Raw genomic sequence first — 18,312 nt, forward strand, 5'->3', positions numbered from 1 at the left:
TGTGGGGTGAAGTGGGTAAAAGTGGGGCGACGGCCCCTCAACTTTCAGCGGTGGTGTCCAGCTCATGATCGGCGGCGTCAGTATTGTCTCTCTTGATAGCAAGGGTCGTTTGGCCATTCCGGCCAGACACCGTGAGACACTGCTGTCCGCGTTCGGGCACAAGCTGGTTGTCACCCTCGAATCCCCCGACCATCTGCTGATTTACCCAGAACCCAACTGGCGTCCGGTTGAAGCTCGTCTACTGGCACTTCCCACCGGCAATCCCACGCTGAAACGCTACCAGCGCCTCGTGCTTGGCCACGCAGAAACGCTGGACATGGACAGCGCCGGACGCATCTTGCTGCCTTCCCGCCTGCGCGAACTGGTCGGTCTGGACAAGGACGTGGCGCTGGTGGGCATGGGCAACCGCTTCGAGCTGTGGAATGCCGAGGAGTGGGACAGCCAGACCACGGAAGCACTGGCCATCGACCAAGCCGATCTGGCACAACATCTTGGAGACTTTACCCTGTGAGTTCCACCCCGTACGTGCACCGCACGGTGCTGCTAGCCGAAGCTGTAGCCGCGCTCGCCATCAAGCCTGATGGCGTGTATGTGGACTGCACCTTTGGTCGCGGTGGCCACAGCCGGCTCATCCTGTCGCAGCTGGGGCCGCAAGGCCGCCTGATTGCCTTCGACAAGGATCTGGAAGCCATTGCCGAAGCTGACAAGCTGGCGGCAGAAGACAGTCGCTTTACCATTGTCCACAACGGTTTCGAAACCCTGGGCCAGGAACTGGCCCGACTGGGGGTAGCCGTGGTGGACGGTGTATTGATGGATCTGGGCGTGTCCTCGCCACAGATCGACGACGGGCGTCGCGGCTTCAGTTTCCGCTTCGACGCACCGCTGGACATGCGCATGGACACCACCCGCGGCATCACTGCCGCCCAGTGGCTGGCTACTGCGGAAGAAGACGAAATCAAAGAGGTCATCAAGACTTATGGTGAAGAGCGGTTTGCTCGCAAGATCGCAGCAGCCATTGTTGCGCAACGGGAGCTCGCTCCCCTCCAGACCACGCGTGAGCTCGCCCTGCTCGTTGGGCAAAACGTCCGTACTCGGGAACCGGGTCAGGACCCAGCCACGCGGACCTTCCAGGCGATCCGGATCTTTGTGAACCGCGAGCTGGACGAGCTGAAAGCGGTATTGCCGCAAGCAGCCCGTCATCTGGCTGAGGGTGGCCGGCTGGCCATCATCAGCTTCCACTCGCTGGAAGACCGTATCGTCAAACAATACCTACGCGATGCCAGCAGCGTGGAAAAGCTGCCTACCTGGGTGATGGTGCGTGCCGACGAGATGGCACGCCCGCCGCTGGAAACCGTAGGCAAGCCGGTGCGCGCCAGCGAGGAAGAAGTGCGTGAAAACGCCCGTTCCCGCAGCGCCATCATGCGTATCGCCGAGCGTACCGCCGCGCCGTGGCGGGAGGGGGATGCATGAACCGCCTGTGCGCGATCCTTCTGGTGCTGGTCGTGGTGTCCGCCTGGTCGGTGGTCACCTCGCAGCACGTATCGCGCAGGCTGTACAGCGACCTGCAGAAAGAGCAGAAGTCCGCCCAGCAGCTGGAGGTGGAGTTTGGTCAGCTGCAACTGGAGCAAAGTACCTGGGGTGCGCACGCGGTGATTGAAAAGGCCGCCAGCACGCGGCTGGGCATGCATACGCCCGATCCACGGCAGATCCAGGTGATTTCTGCCCGGGGAGGTGCCTGATGCGCACCAGCTACTCCGCCCATCAGCGTGAACGCCTTGCCGATGCCAGCCCTGCCCTGAAAATGACGGCAGGGCGTGTGCGTTTTGTGCTGCTGATGCTGGGCATGCTGTTTCTGGCCTTGATCGGTCGTGCCATTTACCTGCAAGTGGTGCAGCAGGACTTCCTGCAAGGCCAGGGTGAGGCGCGTTTCCGGCGCGCCATGACACTGGAAGCCAACCGCGGGGTGATCACCGACCGCAATGGCGAACCGCTGGCCATCAGCTCGCCGGTACAAACCATCTGGGCCAGCCCGGCCGACATGGAGCCGGTGCCGCCGGCCAAGCTGCGTGATCTGGGCAAGCTGCTGGACATGGCACCGGAAGAGCTGGCCACCAAACTGTCCGACCGCAAGAAAGAATTCGTTTACATCAAGCGTCAGATCAATCCGGAAGTGGCCGACAAGGTGATTGCCCTGGGCATTCCCGGCATTGCCAAGCAGCAGGAATACCGCCGCTTCTATCCGGCCGGGGAAATCATTTCCCACATCATCGGTTTTACCGGGGTGGACGGCAAAGGTCAGGAAGGCGTAGAGCTGGCGCGCGAAAAAATGCTGTCCGGCAAGGATGGCCGCCGTGTGGTGATCAAGGATCGTCGTGGTCACATCATCGAGGACGTGGCTGCCATCGAGCCGCCGCGCGATGGCCAGACCCTGGCGCTGGCAGTGGATCATCGTATCCAGTACCTGGCTTATCGCGAAATCAAGGCCGCCGTGGAAGAGAACAAGGCCAAGGCGGGCAGTGTCGTCGTGCTGGATGCCAAGACCGGTGAATTGCTGGCGCTGGCCAACTACCCCTCGTTCAACCCCAACAACCGGGTTGGCACCACGCCGGAAATGCTGCGTAACCGTGCGGTGATCGACCTGTTCGAACCCGGCTCCACCATGAAGCCGCTGTCGATCTCGCTGGCGCTGGAGCACGGCAAGGCCAACGTCAACACCGTGCTGGACACCCACAGCTACATGATTGGTCCGGCCACCATCCGCGACGTATCGGCCCAGCCCAGCCTGAACATTCTGGGCATCATCCAGAAATCGTCCAACGTCGGCACCAGCAAGCTGGCGCTGCTGAGCAGCCCGCAGGATTTCTGGACTTATTACGATTCACTGGGCTTTGGCCGTGCACCCAATACCGGTTTTCCCGGTGAGGCGGCAGGGCGCTTGCGCGACTGGAAAAACTGGCGGCCCATCGAGCAGGCCACCATGTCCTTCGGCTATGGCGTGTCGGTCAGCCTGCTCCAGATGGCGCGGGCTTATACCATTTTCACCAATGACGGCGTGATGCTGCCCATCTCGCTGTACAAGACCAGCACCCCCATGCCGGGCAAACGGGTACTGAGCGAAAAAACCGCACATGAAATGCACGACCTGCTGGTGGCCAATAGCGAACCGGGTGGCGGCGCGGTCGGTGGTCGCATCATCGGCTACAGCATCGGCGGCAAGAGCGGTACGGCGCGCAAGCTGGAAGGGCGCACCTATGTGGCCAACAAGCACCGCGCCCTGTTCATGGGCTTTGCCCCGGGCAAGAACCCCAAACTGATCGTGGCCGTGATGATCGACGAACCCACGGCCGGCAAATATTACGGCGGCGCCATTTCCGCGCCGGTGTTTTCCCAGGTGGCTGGCGGCGCGCTGCGCGTGCTGAATGTGCAGCCGGACGAGCCGTCCAACAACAGCTTGCTGCCGGACTCGACCCCGGTCCCTGCGGATTTTTGAAGAAACAGAACATGAAAAGTCGCCTGACAAGCTTGCCGGACTGGGATCCGGCACAACTGAACCAGCTGGGCCTCCCCATCAAACGGGTCGAGGCTGACAGTCGCCGCGTGCTGCCCGGAGATATCTTCCTGGCCTGCCACGGCGAGTACGCTGATGGCCGCGACTTCATTCCTGCTGCGCTGGAAAAAGGCGCCGCAGCTGTGCTGTGGGATAACGCTGACGGGTTTGCCTGGAAGCCGGAATGGGTGCTGCCCAATCTGCCGGTGCCGGCCCTGCGCGAGCGTGCCGGCATGGTGGCGGCGCATGTCTATGGCCAGCCCAGCCTGGCGATGACGGTGATCGGCATTACCGGCACCAATGGCAAGACCTCCATTTCCCACTGGCTGGCACAGGCCTTTTCCCTGCTGGGGCAAAAAGCCGCGCTGATCGGCACCGTGGGTAACGGTTTTTATGGTGAACTGACCCAAACCACCCACACCACGCCAGACCCGGTCACCGTGCAGCAAAAGCTGGCTGAGTATCGCCGCCAGGGCGCGCACGTGGTGACCATGGAAGTGTCCAGCCACGGGCTGGACCAGTCGCGGGTCAATGGTGTCAGCTTTGCCACGGCGGTGTTTACCAACCTGACCCGCGACCATCTGGACTACCACGGCAGCATGGAAGCCTACGGTGCGGCCAAGGCCAAGCTGTTCCACTGGGAAGGCCTCAAGCACGCCGTCATCAATGTGGACGACCCGTTTGGCCGCCAGCTGGTGCAGGACATTGATGCCAGCCAGACCAAGGTAGTGAGCTATGGCCTGACCCAGGGCGATGTCCGCCCGCTCAGCCTCACGGCCAATCTGGATGGTCTGCACCTGCAGGTGACCACCCCTTGGGGTGAGGTGGAAGTGCGCACCGGCCTGGTGGGTCGCTTCAATGCCAGCAATCTGTTGGCCTGTCTGGCCACGCTGTGCGTGAATGGTGTCAGCCTGGCCGATGCTGCTGCAGTCATGGCGCGCATCCAGCCGGCACGTGGCCGCATGCAGAGCATAGGCGGCAGCCACGAGCCGCTGGTGGTGATCGATTACGCCCACACCCCGGATGCCCTGGAAAAAGCCCTGGCCACGCTGGCCGACATCCGCCCGGCCGCTAGCAAGCTGTATTGCGTATTCGGCTGCGGTGGCGACCGTGATCCGGGCAAGCGCCCGATGATGGGCGAAATCGCCGAACGCATTGCCGATGTGGCCGTGGTGACCAGCGACAACCCGCGTACCGAAAACCCGCAAACCATCGTCGATCATATCCTGGCTGGCATGAGCCATCCGGGCCATGTCGAGCTGGATCGCGCTGCAGCCATTCACTGGGCGGTCAGCCGTGCCCAGGCCGGCGACATCGTACTGATTGCCGGCAAGGGCCACGAGGAATATCAGGACATCGCCGGGGTCAAGCATCCCTTCTCCGATTTTCGCATTGCCGAAGAAGCACTGACGGCCTGGGGAGATCGCGCATGATGACCTTGCATCAGGCGGCACAACTGGCTGGCGGCAGCCTGAGCGGTGGCGACGGACAGGCGCGTCTGGCGCGCGTGGTCACCGATAGCCGTGCCGTGCAGCCGGGCGACCTGTTTGTCGCGCTCAAGGGCGAGCGTTTTGATGCGCATGATTTCGTGGCCGATGTGCTGGCCCGTGGTGCGCTTGCTGCGCTGGTGGCCGAGGATTTTGCACTGGAGAATGCCAGCCTGATCCGGGTAACTGATACCCGGCTGGCGCTGGGCCGTCTGGCTGCCGGCTGGGCTGCCACACTGCCGGCGCTGCGCGTGGGCATCACCGGCTCCAATGGCAAGACCACGGTCAAGGAAATGCTCACCGCCATTCTCAAGGCTCATGCCGGAGACGCCGCCGTGCATGCCACTGCCGGCAACTTCAATAACGACATCGGCCTGCCGCTCACCCTGCTGGGTCTCAAGCCCGCCCACCGTTATGCGGTGCTGGAAATGGGCATGAACCATCACGGCGAGCTGACTTATCTGACTGGCCTGGCGCAGCCGCAAGTGGCATTGGTCAACAATGCCATGCGCGCGCATTTCGGTCATTTCGCCGACACCACCGATGTTGCCCGTGCCAAGGCAGAAATCTTCTCTGGCCTGCAGGCGGATGGCGTGGCCATCGTCAATGCCGACGACGCCAATATCGATCTGTTCCGTACGGCCGCCGGCAAGCACCGCGTGTGCAGCTTTGGCCTGCAGCAGCCCGCTGACATCAGCGCCCGCGACATCAGCCTGCAGGCGCTGCAAAGCAGTTTTACCCTGTGCAGCCCGCAGGGCGAGCAGGCCATCAGCCTGCCGGCGCCGGGCGAACACAATGTCCGCAATGCGCTGGCCGCCGCTGCGCTGGCGCTGGCGCTGGATGTACCGCTGGCCACCATCGCGGCCGGCCTGGCTGCTTTTGGCAATGCCAAGGGCCGTTTGCAGCAGAAGGCTGGCCTGCACGGTGGCGTGGTGATCGACGACAGCTACAACGCCAATCCGGATTCCATGAAAGCCGGTATCGATGTGCTGGCCGGCTTGCCGGCACCGCACTGCTTCGTGATGGGTGATATCGGCGAGCTGGGCGAGTCAGCCGTGCAACTGCATCGCGAAGTGGGCGAACACGCCCGCCGGCGCGGCATTGCCCAATTGGTGACGCTGGGCGAACTCAGCCGTCACGCCGCCGCTGCCTATGGCGACGGCGCGCAGAGTTTTGATGATTTCGCGGCGCTAGCCAGCTGGCTGGGCGCCAATTTGCAAGCGGGAGCCTCAGTGCTGGTGAAGGGTTCGCGCTTCATGCGTATGGAACGGGTGGTGGAACACCTGACGACCGCAAAACAACAAGAAGAGGGAGTGTAAGGTGCTGCTCTGGCTAGCTGAATTGCTGGGTTCTCATATCCGGACCTTTAACGTTGTGTTCTACGTCACCCTGCGGGCGGTGATGGCGGCGCTGACTTCGCTGACCATCTCGCTGCTGATGGGGCCGTGGGTGATCCGCAAGCTGACCGAACTGAAAGTCGGCCAGGCGGTGCGCAATGATGGCCCGCAAACCCATCTGGTCAAGGCCGGTACGCCGACCATGGGCGGTTCGCTGATCCTGCTGTCCATCACCATTACCACCCTGCTGTGGGCCGACCTGTCCAACAAATACGTCTGGCTGCTGCTGGCGGTGATGCTGGGTACCGGTGCGCTGGGCTTCTACGACGACTGGCGCAAAGTGGTGTACAAGGACCCGAAAGGGGTGTCGGCCAAGTTCAAGATGGCCTGGCAATCCACCATTGCCATTGCTGCCGGGGTGTTCCTGATCGCCACCGCCAAGCTGCCGGCCTCCACCGAATTCATCGTGCCCTTCTTCAAGACCGTGGCCTACCCGCTGGGCGTGGTGGGCTTCTGCGTGCTGACCTATCTGGTGATTGTCGGCACCTCGAATGCGGTCAACCTGACCGATGGTCTGGACGGTCTGGCAGCGCTGCCGGTGGTGATGGTGGCCTCCGGCCTGTCCATCTTTGCCTATGTGGCCGGTCACGTGGTGTTCTCCCGCTATCTGGGCCTGCCCTTCATTCCCGGCGCGCATGAGGTCGTGGTGTTCTGCGCTGCCATCTGCGGGGCCTGTCTGGGCTTTTTGTGGTTCAACGCCTATCCGGCCCAGGTATTCATGGGCGACGTGGGCGCGCTGGCACTGGGCGCGGCACTGGGCACCGTGGCGGTAATCGTGCGTCAGGAAATCGTGCTGTTCATCATGGGCGGTCTGTTCGTGATGGAAGCGCTGTCGGTGATGATCCAGGTGACCTCGTTCAAGCTCACCGGCAAGCGTGTGTTCCGCATGGCACCGCTGCATCACCACTACGAATTGAAGGGCTGGAAAGAAACCCAGGTTGTCGTGCGTTTCTGGATCGTCACCATGATGCTGGTACTGGCCGGCCTCGCTTCGTTGAAATTGCGTTAAGGACAAGGGCTCATGGACTTTGCTGATCGTCACATCGCGGTAGTGGGGCTGGGAGGCTCGGGGCTGGCTGCCGCGCGCTATCTGGCTGCCCACGGCGCACGCGTGGTGGTGGCCGATAGCAAGCCCGCGCCGGAGCGCGTGGCCGAATTGCAGCGCCATGTGCCGGACGCCGAACTGCGCGTCGGTGCCTTTGATGCCAGCACTTTTGCCGGCGTCGACATGCTGGTGCTCAGCCCCGGCGTCCCGCTGAAAACCCCGGCCATTGACGCCTTCCGCCGGGCCGGTGGTGAAGTGGTGGGCGATGTGGAATTGCTGGCCCGCGCCATCAAGGGTAATGGCAGCAAGGTCATTGCCATCACAGGCTCCAATGGCAAGACCACGGTCACCAGTCTGGTGGGTCATCTGTGCCAGCAAGCCGGCCTGGATACCATCGTCGCCGGCAATATCGGCCTGGCGGTGCTGGAAGCCCTGCTGGAGCGCGAACAGTCCGGCAAGCAGCCTGATGTTTGGGTACTGGAATTGTCCAGCTTCCAGCTGGAAACCACTTACAGCCTGGAGGCGGATGCCGCCACCGTGCTGAATATTTCCGAAGACCACCTGGATCGCTACCACGACCTGCTGGACTACGCCCACGCCAAGACCGCCGTGTTCAATGGTCTGGGTGTGCAGGTGCTGAACCGCGACGACATCCTGGCTCCGGCCATGGTGCGTCCCGGCCATCAGGTGAAGTGGTTCTCGCTCAAGCAGCCGGTGGAATACAGCCTGCGTCAGCAGGACGGCGAATACTGGCTGAGCGCGCAGGGCGAGGCCGTGCTGCCGCAAGCCCGCCTGCAACTGCAAGGTCTGCACAATGCGGCCAACGCCCTGGCGGCGCTGGCCTTGTGCGACAGCATTGGCCTTGACCGTGTCGCCCTGTTGCAAGGCCTGCAAAGCTTTCAGGGCCTGGCCCATCGCGTGGAGCTGGTGGACGAATTTGGCGGCATCGCCTGGATTGACGATTCCAAGGGCACCAATGTCGGTGCTACTGAAGCGGCGCTCAATGGTATGACCCGCAAGGTGGTGCTGATTGCCGGCGGCGATGGCAAGGGCCAGGATTTCAGCCCGCTGGCTCCGGCCTGCCAGCGCATTGCCCGCGCCGTGCTGCTGATTGGTCGCGATGCCGGCCGTATCCGCGCCGCCCTGGCCGACAGCGCTGTGCCGCTGCAGGATTGCGCCACGCTGGAAGACGCCACCCGCGCTGCGGCCGCGCTTGCCCAGCCGGGTGATGTGGTGCTGCTGTCGCCGGCCTGTGCCAGCCTGGACATGTTCCGCAACTACGCCCACCGCGCCCAGGTGTTCATCGATACCGTGGCAGAAATCAAGGCCGCAGCGGTCGGAAAGGGGCAGCCATGATCGTGCACTCGGCGCGCCGCTACACCGCCATCAAACCCTTCGACGAGGCACTGGCCTGGGCGCTGGCCCTGCTGTTGTCCATCAGCCTGGTGATGGTGTACTCCGCTTCCATTGCCTACGCCGAGGCCGATGCTGCCACGCAAAATCGTTATTTCTATCTGATCCGCCACGTCATCTTCATGGTGATCGGCCTCAGCGCTTCTTACATCCTGTTCCAGGTGCCGACTCGCATCTGGCAGAAGTACGCCGGCAAGCTGTTCCTGCTGGGCATCGTGCTGCTGGTGCTGGTGCTGGTGCCCGGCATTGGCCGGGTGGTGAATGGTTCGCGCCGCTGGATCAACCTGCTCGTGCTGAATCTGCAGCCCTCGGAAATCATGAAATTTGCCACGGTGATCTATGCCGCCGACTACACCGTGCGCAAGACCCACAAGCTGCACAGCCTGAAAGAAGGTTTTGCGCCGATGTTCGCCGCCATGGTGGCCGTGGCCTTCCTGCTACTGCGCGAGCCGGACTTCGGCGCCTTGATGGTGGTGATGTCCATCGCCATGGGCGTGCTGTTCCTCGGTGGCATCAATATGCGCATCTTCTCAGGCCTGGCGGTGATGGCGGCGGTGGCCATCGTGCTGCTGATCATCTCCTCGCCCTATCGCCTGAAGCGGGTGCTGGGCTTTATGGACCCGTGGGACGACCCCTATGGCAAGGGCTATCAGTTGTCGCACTCGCTGATCGCCATCGGTCGGGGAGAGTGGTATGGCGTGGGGCTGGGTTCCAGCATTGAAAAGCTGTTCTACCTGCCCGAGGCCCACACCGACTTCATCATGGCGGTGATTTCGGAAGAATTCGGCTTTGTCGGCATCTGTGTGGTGATCGGCCTGTATGCCTGGATCGTGCGCCGTGCGTTTCACATCGGCGTGGAATCGAAAAAGCTGGAGCGCTTTTTCCAGGCGCTGGTGGCGCAGGGGCTGGGTATCTGGCTGGGCATCCAGGTGTTTTTCAACATCGGCGTGAACATGGGTCTGTTGCCCACCAAGGGCCTGACCCTGCCGCTGATGTCGTTTGGTGGTTCGGCCATGTTGATGAACCTCATCGCCATGGCAGTGCTGCTGCGGGTTGATTATGAAAACCGCCGCATCATGCGCGGCTACAAAGTGTAGTCGCACAGGACAAGCGCCGACAGGCGCGTGAGGGTGCAAGCCCGGTGGCGGCGGTTTCTGCGAGGCCAAGGGCCGAAGCTAAAACCGGAGCAAAGGGGCTACAAGGTGTAGTCGCGCAGGATAAGCGCCGACAGGCGCGTGAGGGCGCAAGCCCGGTGGCGGCGGTTTCTGCGAGGCCAAGTGCCGAAGCTAAAACCGGAGCAAAGGGCGGCTACAAAGTCTAGTCGCGCAGGACAAGCGCCGACAGGCGCGCGAGGGCGCAAGCCCGGTGGTGGCGGTTTCTGCGAGGCCGCAGGACGAAGCTAAAACAGCGCATCATGCGCGGTTACAAGGTTTGATGAAGATGACGAACAGAACGGTCATGGTAATGGCAGCTGGTACGGGTGGACACATCGTCCCCGGCCTCGCCGTGGCCAAAGAGCTGCAACAGCGCGGCTGGAAAGTGGTGTGGCTGGGCACCGAGCGCGGCATGGAAAACAAGCTGGTACCGCCCACCGGCATTCCGCTGGAGCGGCTGGCGTTTCATGGCGTGCGTGGCAAGGGCCTGATCGGCTCGCTCAAGGGCGTGCTGCAACTGTGCGGCGCTTTTGTGCGCGCGGCACAGCTGTTGTTTCGCCATCGTCCGGACGTGGTGCTGGGCATGGGCGGCTATGTCTGCCTGCCTGGCGGGGTAATGAGCGGCCTGCTGTGGAAACCGCTGGTGCTGGTGAATGCCGATGCCAGCCTGCTCTTGAGCAACAAGGCACTGCTGCCGTTTGCCCGCAAGCTGGTGTGCGGTTTTGATGGCAGTGCAGCCAAGAGCGGGGCCAAGGCGCTGGTGACCGGTAATCCGGTGCGCCGTGAAATCGAAGCCCTGCCGGCACCGGCACAGCGCATGGCCGGCCGCAGCGGTCCGCTGCGGGTACTGGTGGTGGGCGGCAGCCTGGGGGCGCGGGTATTGAATCAGACCCTGCCGCAAGCGCTGGCGCTGCTGCCGGCAGCACAGCGTCCGGTGCTGACCCACCAGACTGGCGAAGCGAATTTTGCCGAGGTACAGGCGGCCTATCATGCTGCCGGGCTGGATCAGCATGTGACGCTGTTGCCGTTTATTGATGACATGCCCAGCCGCCTGGCCGATTGCGACCTGATCATCTGCCGCGCCGGTGCCATCACGGTGAGCGAATTGTGCGCCGCTGGTGTGGCCAGCATTCTGGTGCCGCTGGTGGTATCCACCACCGCGCATCAGCGCGACAACGCCAGCTGGATGGCGACGGAAGGCGCGGCGATTCATCTGCCGCAAAGCGAACTGACAGCACAAAAGCTGGCAGACGTGCTGGCTGGTCTTGACCGGCCCCGTCTGCTGGAACTTGCCAGCCATGCCCATGCATTGGCCCGGCCCGGCGCAGCCGCCCGGGTGGCCGATCTGTGCCAGGCACTGGCAGACGAACAGTAATACGGCAGCCACAAGCGGCCGGAAGCAACGAGAAAGAACATGAAACACAGGGTCAAACACATTCACTTCGTCGGCATCGGTGGTGTCGGCATGTGCGGCATTGCCGAGGTTCTGTTGAACCTCGGTTACAGCGTGTCCGGTTCGGACATGGCTGATGGTGCCGCCACCCAGCGCCTGGCCGCGCAGGGCGCACGCGTGTTCTTTGGCCATGACGCCACCTATATGGAAGGTGCCGATGTGGTGGTGACCTCCACTGCGGTGAAGGCTGACAACCCGGAAGTGCTGTGCGCGCGTGAACGCCGCATTCCGGTGATCCCGCGCGCCATGATGCTGGCCGAGCTGATGCGCTTCAAGCAGGGCATCGCCATTGCCGGCACCCATGGCAAGACCACCACCACCAGCCTGACGGCCTCGGTGCTGGCGGCAGCCGGGCTGGACCCGACCTTTGTCATCGGCGGCAAGCTGACCGCAGCGGGTACCAATGCCAAGCTGGGCTCGGGTGAGTTCCTGGTGGCTGAAGCGGATGAGTCGGATGCATCTTTCCTGCACCTGACGCCGGTGATGGCGGTGATCACCAATATCGACGCCGACCACATGGACACCTACGACCACAGCTTCGACAAGCTCAAGCAGGCTTTTGTCGATTTCCTGCACCGCCTGCCGTTTTATGGCCGTGCCGTGCTGTGCGTGGACGACCCGAATGTGCGCGAGATTCGCAGCCGCATCACCAAGCCGGTGACCACCTATGGCCTGGACGATTCGGCCGACATCTATGCCGAAAACGTAGTGGCCGCCAGCGGCCAGATGCATTTCGACGTGGTGGTCAACAACGGCCAACGCCAGACCTTCCCGGTGGTGCTGAACCTGCCGGGCCGTCACAACGTGCTGAACGCCTTGTCGGCCATTGCCATCGGTCTGGAGTGTGGCGCGGACATTCCGTCCATCCAGCGTGGTCTGGCCGAATTTGCCGGCGTGGGCCGTCGCTTCCAGCGTTATGGCGAAGTGGCCCTGCCGGCTGGTGGCAGCTTCACCCTGGTGGACGACTACGGCCACCACCCGGTGGAAATGGCGGCCACGCTGTCGGCCGTGCGTGGTGCCTTCCCGGACAAGCGACTGGTACTGGCCTTTCAGCCGCACCGCTACAGCCGCACCCGTGATTTGTTCGAAGATTTCGTCAAGGTATTGAACGGCGTGGATGCGCTGTTGCTGTCGGAAGTGTATGCCGCTGGCGAAGCCCCCATCGTGGCAGCTGATGGCCGTGCCCTGGCGCGCGCCGTGCGCGTGTCGGGCAAGGTGGAACCGCTGTTTGTCGAGCAGATTGCCGATATGCCGCGCACCATCATGGACATCGCCCGCGATGGCGATGTGGTGATCACCATGGGTGCCGGTTCCATTGGCGCGGTGCCAGGCAAGCTGGTGGCGGGCAAGCTGTAAGTAGCAGGCGAATTTTGGCGGGAGGGGACAGACCCTCCCAGTAAGGAAGAGCAATGAAGCAGTACGGCAAAGTGGCAGTGATGATGGGCGGCAGCTCCGCCGAGCGGGAAATCTCGCTGATGAGCGGCAATGGAGTACTCAGCGCCTTGCGTTCGCGCGGGGTGGACGCCCACGCCTTCGACCCGGCTGACAAACCGTTGTCGGCGCTGAAGGACGAAGGCTTCGAGCGCGTGTTCATCATCCTGCACGGTCCGTTTGGCGAAGACGGCACGCTGCAGGGCGCACTGGAAACCTTGGGCATTCCGTATACCGGCTGTGGGGTGATGGCATCGGCCATCTGCATGGACAAATGGCGCACCAAGCTGCTGTGGCGCGGTGCCGGGCTGCCGATTCCGGAATTCGAGCTGCTGGACGAGAACAGCGACTTCGCTGCCGTGGAAGCACGACTGGGCCTGCCGCTGTTCGTGAAGCCGGCCACCGAAGGCTCCAGCATTGGCGTGACCAAGGTAAAACAGCCGGGCGAACTGCAAGCCGCGTTTGAGGAAGCCCGCAAGTACGACCCGCTGGTATTGGCCGAGCGCTTTGTCGGTGGTGGCGAATACACCTGTGCCGTGATAGATGGCCAGGCTTATCCCACGATCAAGATCGAGCCGGCTACCGAGTATTACGATTATCAGGCCAAGTATTTCCGTGACGACACGGTCTACCGCTGCCCGTCCGGCTTGAGCGAAGAAGTGGAACAGCGCGCCCGTGCACTGTGCCTGCAGGCCTTCCGCGTGCTGGGTGGCCAGGGCTGGGGCCGGGTGGATTTCCTGATGGATGAGGATGGTGGCATCTATCTGCTGGAAGTGAATACCAACCCGGGCATGACCAGCCACAGCCTGGTGCCGATGGCTGCGCGTGCCCAGGGCATCAGCTATGAGGACCTCTGCCTGAACGTGCTGGATATGGTGCATGTGGGATAACCATCAGCTGCTGAAAGGCCTGGCCAATTTCCTGCTGGGCGCCTCGCTGCTGATGCTGATGTATGCAGGTGGATTCTGGGTGACGCATGCACCGGTGTTTCCGGTGAAGAAGATCCAGATCCAGGGACAGATGAAAAGGGTGACACCGGAGCAGCTGCGCTTCATTGCCGAACATGAGCTGACCGGAACTTTCTTCACGCTGGACATCGACAAGACGCGGGCGGCATTCGGCAAGCTGCCCTGGGTGCGGGATGCCCAGGTGCGCCGGCGCTGGCCGGATGCGCTGGAAATTGCAGTGGAAGAACATGTGGCGCTGGCGCGCTGGGGGGAAAACGGGCTGGTAGACAGCCACGGTGACCGCTTCGATGCCGCCAGTGATCAGCAACTGCCGGTGTTTTACGGGCCGGCAGGCGCAGAAAAGGACATGACAGCCATGCTGGCGCGTTTGCGCCAGGGCCTGAAGCCGACGGGGCTGGCCCCCAAGGACATCTGGCTGTCGCCACGCCGTGCCTGGCAGGTCGGGCTGGATAACGACATCAAGCTGGATCTGGGTCGTGGCGACGTGGATTTGCGGGTGGAGCGATTCGCCCAGTACTGGAAAGACAAGCTGGCAGCGCTGCCGTACCACATCGATTACGTGGATATGCGCTACCCCAATGGATTTGCCGTGCGGATGCCTGATTACAAGGCCCCGCCGGCTCAAGTGAAAAAGTAATACCAAGCTGGAGCGACAGGTGAGCAAACCTAAGGAAAGCAAGAACATGCTGGTCGGCCTGGACATCGGCACATCCAAGATCGTGGCGATTGTCGCGGAAGTTCTGGATGACGGCCAGCTCAACATCATCGGCATGGGCCAGACCCCGTCTCGCGGTCTGAAGCGCGGCATGGTGGTGAACATCGAATCCACCGTGCAGGCCATCCAGCGTGCATTGGAGGAGGCCGAGCTGATGGCCGACTGCAAGATTCACGAGGTGTTTGCCGGCATTGCAGGCAGCCACATCAAGAGCATCAACTCGCACGGCATGGTGGCCATCAAGGACCGCGAAGTCATGCAGATGGACATCGAGCGCGTGATTGAAACCGCCCGCGCCGTCACCATCCCGCCGGATCACCAGGTGCTGCACATCCTCACCCAGGAATACAGCATCGACGGCCAGGAAGGCGTGCGCGAACCCTTGGGCATGAGCGGCGTGCGGCTGGAAGCCAAGGTGCATATCGTCAGCGGTGCCGTGTCTGCTGCACAGAACGTCACCAAGTGCGTGCGCCGTTGCGGGCTGGAAGTGTCCGACCTGGTACTGCAGCCGATGGCCTCGGCCATTGCCGTGCTGTCGGAAGACGAAAAGGAACTGGGCGTGTGCCTGATCGATATCGGTGGCGGTACCACCGATATCGCGGTGTATGCCAACGGTGCCATCCGCCATACCGCGGTGATTCCGATTGCCGGTGACCAGATCACCAACGACATCGCCATGGCGCTGCGTACCCCGACCAAGGAAGCCGAAGACATCAAGATCCAGCACGCAGTCGCGCTGGTGACCATGGCTGATCCGGGCCAGATGATCGAAGTGCCGGGCGTGGGCGAGCGCGGACCGCGTCAGATGTCGCGCGCCACCCTGGCCGAAGTGGTGGAACCTCGGGTGGAAGAACTCTTCCAGCTGGTACAGCAGGAACTGCGCCGCAGCGGTTTCGAAGACCTGCTGTCCTCCGGCATCGTGCTGACCGGTGGTGCCAGCCTGATGCCGGGCATGGTGGAACTGGCCGAAGAGGTGTTCCACATGCCGGTGCGCGTGGGCGTGCCCAAGTATGTTGGCGGCCTGGCCGAAGTGGTGAAGACCCCGCGCTTCTCCACCGGTGTCGGTCTGTTGTTGTACGGCAAGGACCAGATCCAGACCCATAGCGGCCCCAAAGTGGAAAGCGCTGGTGTCGGCCATCTGTTCGGCCGCATGAAGGCCTGGTTCGCCGGGAATTTTTAAGCCCGGGCGGCCGGCTGGCCGCCGGGGTGATGTGTTTTATCGGGCAGCAGTAAATATCGGAAATGCAAGCTCATCTTAAACTTGAGGAGAGGCAAATGAGCGGAATGGTTTTTGAAGTAATGCAAGAGACCGCCAACGCGGCCGTGATCAAAGTGATCGGCGTAGGTGGTGGTGGTTGCAATGCCATCGACAACATGATCAGCAGTCATGTGCATGGTGTGGAGTTCATCTGCGCCAATACCGATGCGCAATCCCTGCAGCGCAACAAGTCGCCGCAGAAACTGCAACTGGGCAACAACCTGACCCGTGGTCTGGGTGCCGGTGCCAACCCCGAGGTGGGTCGCAGCGCCGCACTGGAAGACCGCGAACGCATCGCCGATGCCCTGCGTGGCGCCAATATGGTGTTCGTGACCGCCGGCATGGGTGGTGGTACCGGTACTGGTGCGGCACCGGTGGTGGCCGAAGTGGCCAAGGAACTGGGCATCCTGACCGTGGGTGTGGTCACCCGTCCGTTCGACCACGAAGGCAAGCGCCTGAAAGTGGCACAGAGCGGCATCGAAGACCTGAAAAAGCATGTCGATTCGCTGATCGTCATCCCCAACGAAAAGCTGATGGAAGTGCTGGGCGACGATGTCACCATGCGCGAAGCCTTCCGCGCCGCCGATGACGTGCTCAAGGGCGCAGTGGCCGGTATTGCCGAAGTGATTACCTGCCCCGGCCTGATCAACGTCGACTTTGCCGACGTGCGCACCGTGATGTGCGAAATGGGCCTGGCCATGATGGGTTCGGCTTACGCCTCTGGTATCGACCGTGCCCGCGTGGCCGCCGAGCAGGCTGTGGCCAGCCCGCTGCTGGACAACATCACCCTGGAAGGTGCCCGTGGCGTGCTGGTGAACATTTCCACCGCACCGGGTTGCCTGAAGATGAGCGAATACCGCGAAATCATGGGCATCATCCGTCAGTACGCCGACGAAGATGCCCAGATCAAGTTCGGTACCGCCGAAGTGGAAGACATGCCGGAAGACACCATCCGTGTCACCCTGATCGCCACTGGCCTGGGTCAGCAAAAGCCGGTACGCGAAGAGCGTCCGGAATACATCAAGATCGTCAAGACCGGCACCGACGACCGTGCCGTCGAAGTGATCAACTACGACGATTTCGATACCCCGGCCATCATGCGCCAGGGCCGTCGCCGCGCGGCGCCGTCCACCGATTTTTCCAACCCGGAAGTCAGCGACAGCTACGATATCCCGGCCTTCCTGCGCAAGCAGGCCGACTGAGAAAGGCCAATCAGGATAAATAGTTAAATACTATTAACGTGTGACAAGCAATCAATAAAGCATGGCGCAAGCCTGTGCTAAAATCGGGTTTTCCCGATTGCCTGAAAGCTTCACATGATATTCCAGCGCACGCTGAAACAAGCGATCAGCGCCACAGGTGTCGGCTTGCATTCTGGCGAGCGGGTGAAACTCACCCTGCTGCCGGCAGCACCCGACACCGGCATCGTCTTTCGCCGCACCGACTTGCCCGAGTCGGAGGATGTGAAAGCCGAGCCTGCGCTCGTCAACGACACGCGCCTCTCCTCCACGCTGGTGACCGCCACCGGCGTGCGTGTCGGCACGATCGAGCATTTGATGTCGGCCTTTGCCGGCTTTGGCATCGACAACCTCATTGTCGAGGTGACGGCAGCGGAAATGCCCATCATGGATGGTTCCGCTGCCCCTTTCATTTATCTGCTGCAAAGTGCTGGTGTGGTCGAGCAGACTGCGCCCAAGCGCTTCATCCGCGTCAAGCAGCCAGTGGAAATCGTTCAAGGGGACAAATGGGTCAAGCTGGAGCCGCTGGATGGCTTCAAGATCACCCTGTCCATCGAGTTCAACCATCCCGCTTTCAATCTGGCCCCGCAAAAGGTGACTGTCGATTTCGCCAGCAGCTCTTATCTGGACGAAATCAGCCGCGCCCGCACCTTCGGTTTCATGCACGAAGTGGAATACATGCGCCAGCACGGACTGGGGCTGGGCGGTAGCCTGGACAACGCCATCGTCATCGATGACGAATATGTGCTGAATCCGGAAGGCCTGCGCTTCCCCGACGAATTCGTGCGCCACAAGATTCTGGATGCCATTGGCGACCTGTACATCGTCGGCCACCCGCTGATTGCCGCCTTCTCCGGCCATAAATCCGGCCATGCGCTCAATAACAAATTGCTACGCAAACTGCTGGATACGCCGGATGCCTGGGAATACGTCAGCTTTACCGACCCGCTGGACGCCCCGTCCAGCTTCCACCGCCTGCCCGAGGTGATATAGCCATGCTGGCGCTGTGGCGGCTGTGGGCCATTGTCATGATTCTGGCTTTTGGCTGGTCCGCCATCAGCTATGCGCTCACCCGCAACCCGCGTTATTTGCATATCAGCCAGCGCCTGTGCAAGTGGACTGGCGGCCTGGGTTTGCTGATCACCCTCTTCTGGCTAATTGGCAAATTGATCCGCTAGCGGCACACTGCCAGCCTTTTTCCGCTAG

Annotated in this window: 17 protein-coding genes; all 17 read left to right on the forward strand. The window is 62.2% G+C overall.

Going from position 1 to position 18,312, the window contains the following annotated elements:
* Positions 1 to 64: 64 nt before the first annotated feature.
* The 17 genes from mraZ to EAY64_RS01315 all read left to right on the forward strand — a co-directional run bounded on the left by mraZ (position 65) and on the right by EAY64_RS01315 (position 18,284).
* Positions 65 to 511, forward strand: a complete 447-nt coding sequence (mraZ, locus tag EAY64_RS01235; RefSeq protein ID WP_103522963.1) for a division/cell wall cluster transcriptional repressor MraZ — start codon at positions 65 to 67, stop codon at positions 509 to 511.
* Positions 508 to 1,470, forward strand: coding sequence for a 16S rRNA (cytosine(1402)-N(4))-methyltransferase RsmH (gene rsmH, locus EAY64_RS01240; protein ID WP_103522964.1), 963 nt, complete (start codon positions 508 to 510; stop codon positions 1,468 to 1,470). The genes mraZ and rsmH overlap by 4 nt, the downstream gene beginning before the upstream one ends.
* On the forward strand, positions 1,467 to 1,739 hold the full coding sequence (ftsL, locus tag EAY64_RS01245) for a cell division protein FtsL (RefSeq protein WP_059284568.1): 273 nt from the start codon (positions 1,467 to 1,469) through the stop codon (positions 1,737 to 1,739). The genes rsmH and ftsL overlap by 4 nt, the downstream gene beginning before the upstream one ends.
* Positions 1,739 to 3,490 (forward strand): peptidoglycan D,D-transpeptidase FtsI family protein, encoded by a 1,752-nt coding sequence (locus EAY64_RS01250; RefSeq protein WP_103522965.1) that lies wholly within the window; start codon positions 1,739 to 1,741, stop codon positions 3,488 to 3,490. The genes ftsL and EAY64_RS01250 overlap by 1 nt, the downstream gene beginning before the upstream one ends.
* An 11-nt stretch (positions 3,491 to 3,501) precedes the next feature.
* Positions 3,502 to 4,980 (forward strand): UDP-N-acetylmuramoyl-L-alanyl-D-glutamate--2,6-diaminopimelate ligase, encoded by a 1,479-nt coding sequence (locus EAY64_RS01255; protein WP_103522966.1) that lies wholly within the window; start codon positions 3,502 to 3,504, stop codon positions 4,978 to 4,980.
* Complete coding sequence (locus EAY64_RS01260; RefSeq protein WP_103522967.1) at positions 4,977 to 6,353, forward strand: UDP-N-acetylmuramoyl-tripeptide--D-alanyl-D-alanine ligase; 1,377 nt, start codon at positions 4,977 to 4,979, stop codon at positions 6,351 to 6,353. Before EAY64_RS01255 ends, EAY64_RS01260 begins: the two co-directional genes overlap by 4 nt.
* Before the next feature lies 1 nt (position 6,354).
* The gene (mraY, locus tag EAY64_RS01265) at positions 6,355 to 7,440 is read left to right on the forward strand and encodes a phospho-N-acetylmuramoyl-pentapeptide-transferase (RefSeq protein WP_103522968.1); all 1,086 of its coding nucleotides are present in this window, start codon (positions 6,355 to 6,357) and stop codon (positions 7,438 to 7,440) included.
* 12 nt (positions 7,441 to 7,452) lie between these two features.
* Positions 7,453 to 8,832: a UDP-N-acetylmuramoyl-L-alanine--D-glutamate ligase gene (murD, locus tag EAY64_RS01270; RefSeq protein ID WP_103522969.1), complete on the forward strand. Its 1,380-nt coding sequence runs from the start codon at positions 7,453 to 7,455 to the stop codon at positions 8,830 to 8,832.
* Positions 8,829 to 9,986 carry a putative lipid II flippase FtsW gene (gene ftsW / locus EAY64_RS01275; protein ID WP_103522970.1) on the forward strand — a complete coding sequence of 386 codons (1,158 nt, stop codon included), beginning with the start codon at positions 8,829 to 8,831 and terminating at the stop codon, positions 9,984 to 9,986. The genes murD and ftsW overlap by 4 nt, the downstream gene beginning before the upstream one ends.
* Positions 9,987 to 10,329: 343 nt before the next feature.
* Positions 10,330 to 11,418, forward strand: coding sequence for an undecaprenyldiphospho-muramoylpentapeptide beta-N-acetylglucosaminyltransferase (murG, locus tag EAY64_RS01280; RefSeq protein ID WP_103523080.1), 1,089 nt, complete (start codon positions 10,330 to 10,332; stop codon positions 11,416 to 11,418).
* A 39-nt stretch (positions 11,419 to 11,457) separates the two neighbouring features.
* Complete coding sequence (murC, locus tag EAY64_RS01285) at positions 11,458 to 12,852, forward strand: UDP-N-acetylmuramate--L-alanine ligase (protein WP_103522971.1); 1,395 nt, start codon at positions 11,458 to 11,460, stop codon at positions 12,850 to 12,852.
* Between the two features lie 53 nt (positions 12,853 to 12,905).
* A complete protein-coding gene (locus tag EAY64_RS01290; RefSeq protein WP_103522972.1) occupies positions 12,906 to 13,817 on the forward strand; it encodes a D-alanine--D-alanine ligase in 912 nt (303 codons plus the stop codon).
* Positions 13,807 to 14,532, forward strand: a complete 726-nt coding sequence (locus tag EAY64_RS01295) for a cell division protein FtsQ/DivIB (RefSeq protein ID WP_059285654.1) — start codon at positions 13,807 to 13,809, stop codon at positions 14,530 to 14,532. Before EAY64_RS01290 ends, EAY64_RS01295 begins: the two co-directional genes overlap by 11 nt.
* A gap of 46 nt (positions 14,533 to 14,578) precedes the next feature.
* Positions 14,579 to 15,790, forward strand: a complete 1,212-nt coding sequence (gene ftsA, locus EAY64_RS01300) for a cell division protein FtsA (RefSeq protein WP_220272880.1) — start codon at positions 14,579 to 14,581, stop codon at positions 15,788 to 15,790.
* 95 nt (positions 15,791 to 15,885) lie between these two features.
* Positions 15,886 to 17,070 (forward strand): cell division protein FtsZ, encoded by a 1,185-nt coding sequence (gene ftsZ / locus EAY64_RS01305; protein WP_103522973.1) that lies wholly within the window; start codon positions 15,886 to 15,888, stop codon positions 17,068 to 17,070.
* A gap of 117 nt (positions 17,071 to 17,187) precedes the next feature.
* Entirely contained in the window at positions 17,188 to 18,099 is a 912-nt protein-coding gene (lpxC, locus tag EAY64_RS01310; RefSeq protein ID WP_199734362.1) for a UDP-3-O-acyl-N-acetylglucosamine deacetylase, read from the forward strand.
* 2 nt (positions 18,100 to 18,101) lie between these two features.
* Positions 18,102 to 18,284 carry a hypothetical protein gene (locus EAY64_RS01315; protein ID WP_103522975.1) on the forward strand — a complete coding sequence of 61 codons (183 nt, stop codon included), beginning with the start codon at positions 18,102 to 18,104 and terminating at the stop codon, positions 18,282 to 18,284.
* Positions 18,285 to 18,312: the final 28 nt, after the last annotated feature.

It is taken from the genome of Aquitalea palustris (genome assembly GCF_003693445.1).
Lineage (GTDB): Bacteria > Pseudomonadota > Gammaproteobacteria > Burkholderiales > Chromobacteriaceae > Aquitalea > Aquitalea palustris.

What these genes read in the sequence shown, in the direction of transcription:
- ftsZ (WP_103522973.1), top strand. Translation starts at nt 15,886, where the DNA reads ATGAGCGGAATGGTTTTTGAAGTAATGCAAGAGACCGCCAACGCGGCC.
- EAY64_RS01250 (WP_103522965.1), top strand. Translation starts at nt 1,739, where the DNA reads ATGCGCACCAGCTACTCCGCCCATCAGCGTGAACGCCTTGCCGATGCC.
- murG (WP_103523080.1), top strand. Translation starts at nt 10,330, where the DNA reads ATGACGAACAGAACGGTCATGGTAATGGCAGCTGGTACGGGTGGACAC.
- EAY64_RS01260 (WP_103522967.1), top strand. Translation starts at nt 4,977, where the DNA reads ATGATGACCTTGCATCAGGCGGCACAACTGGCTGGCGGCAGCCTGAGC.
- ftsA (WP_220272880.1), top strand. Translation starts at nt 14,579, where the DNA reads ATGCTGGTCGGCCTGGACATCGGCACATCCAAGATCGTGGCGATTGTC.
- EAY64_RS01295 (WP_059285654.1), top strand. Translation starts at nt 13,807, where the DNA reads ATGTGGGATAACCATCAGCTGCTGAAAGGCCTGGCCAATTTCCTGCTG.
- EAY64_RS01255 (WP_103522966.1), top strand. Translation starts at nt 3,502, where the DNA reads ATGAAAAGTCGCCTGACAAGCTTGCCGGACTGGGATCCGGCACAACTG.
- ftsL (WP_059284568.1), top strand. Translation starts at nt 1,467, where the DNA reads ATGAACCGCCTGTGCGCGATCCTTCTGGTGCTGGTCGTGGTGTCCGCC.
- murD (WP_103522969.1), top strand. Translation starts at nt 7,453, where the DNA reads ATGGACTTTGCTGATCGTCACATCGCGGTAGTGGGGCTGGGAGGCTCG.
- mraZ (WP_103522963.1), top strand. Translation starts at nt 65, where the DNA reads ATGATCGGCGGCGTCAGTATTGTCTCTCTTGATAGCAAGGGTCGTTTG.
- EAY64_RS01290 (WP_103522972.1), top strand. Translation starts at nt 12,906, where the DNA reads ATGAAGCAGTACGGCAAAGTGGCAGTGATGATGGGCGGCAGCTCCGCC.
- murC (WP_103522971.1), top strand. Translation starts at nt 11,458, where the DNA reads ATGAAACACAGGGTCAAACACATTCACTTCGTCGGCATCGGTGGTGTC.
- EAY64_RS01315 (WP_103522975.1), top strand. Translation starts at nt 18,102, where the DNA reads ATGCTGGCGCTGTGGCGGCTGTGGGCCATTGTCATGATTCTGGCTTTT.
- ftsW (WP_103522970.1), top strand. Translation starts at nt 8,829, where the DNA reads ATGATCGTGCACTCGGCGCGCCGCTACACCGCCATCAAACCCTTCGAC.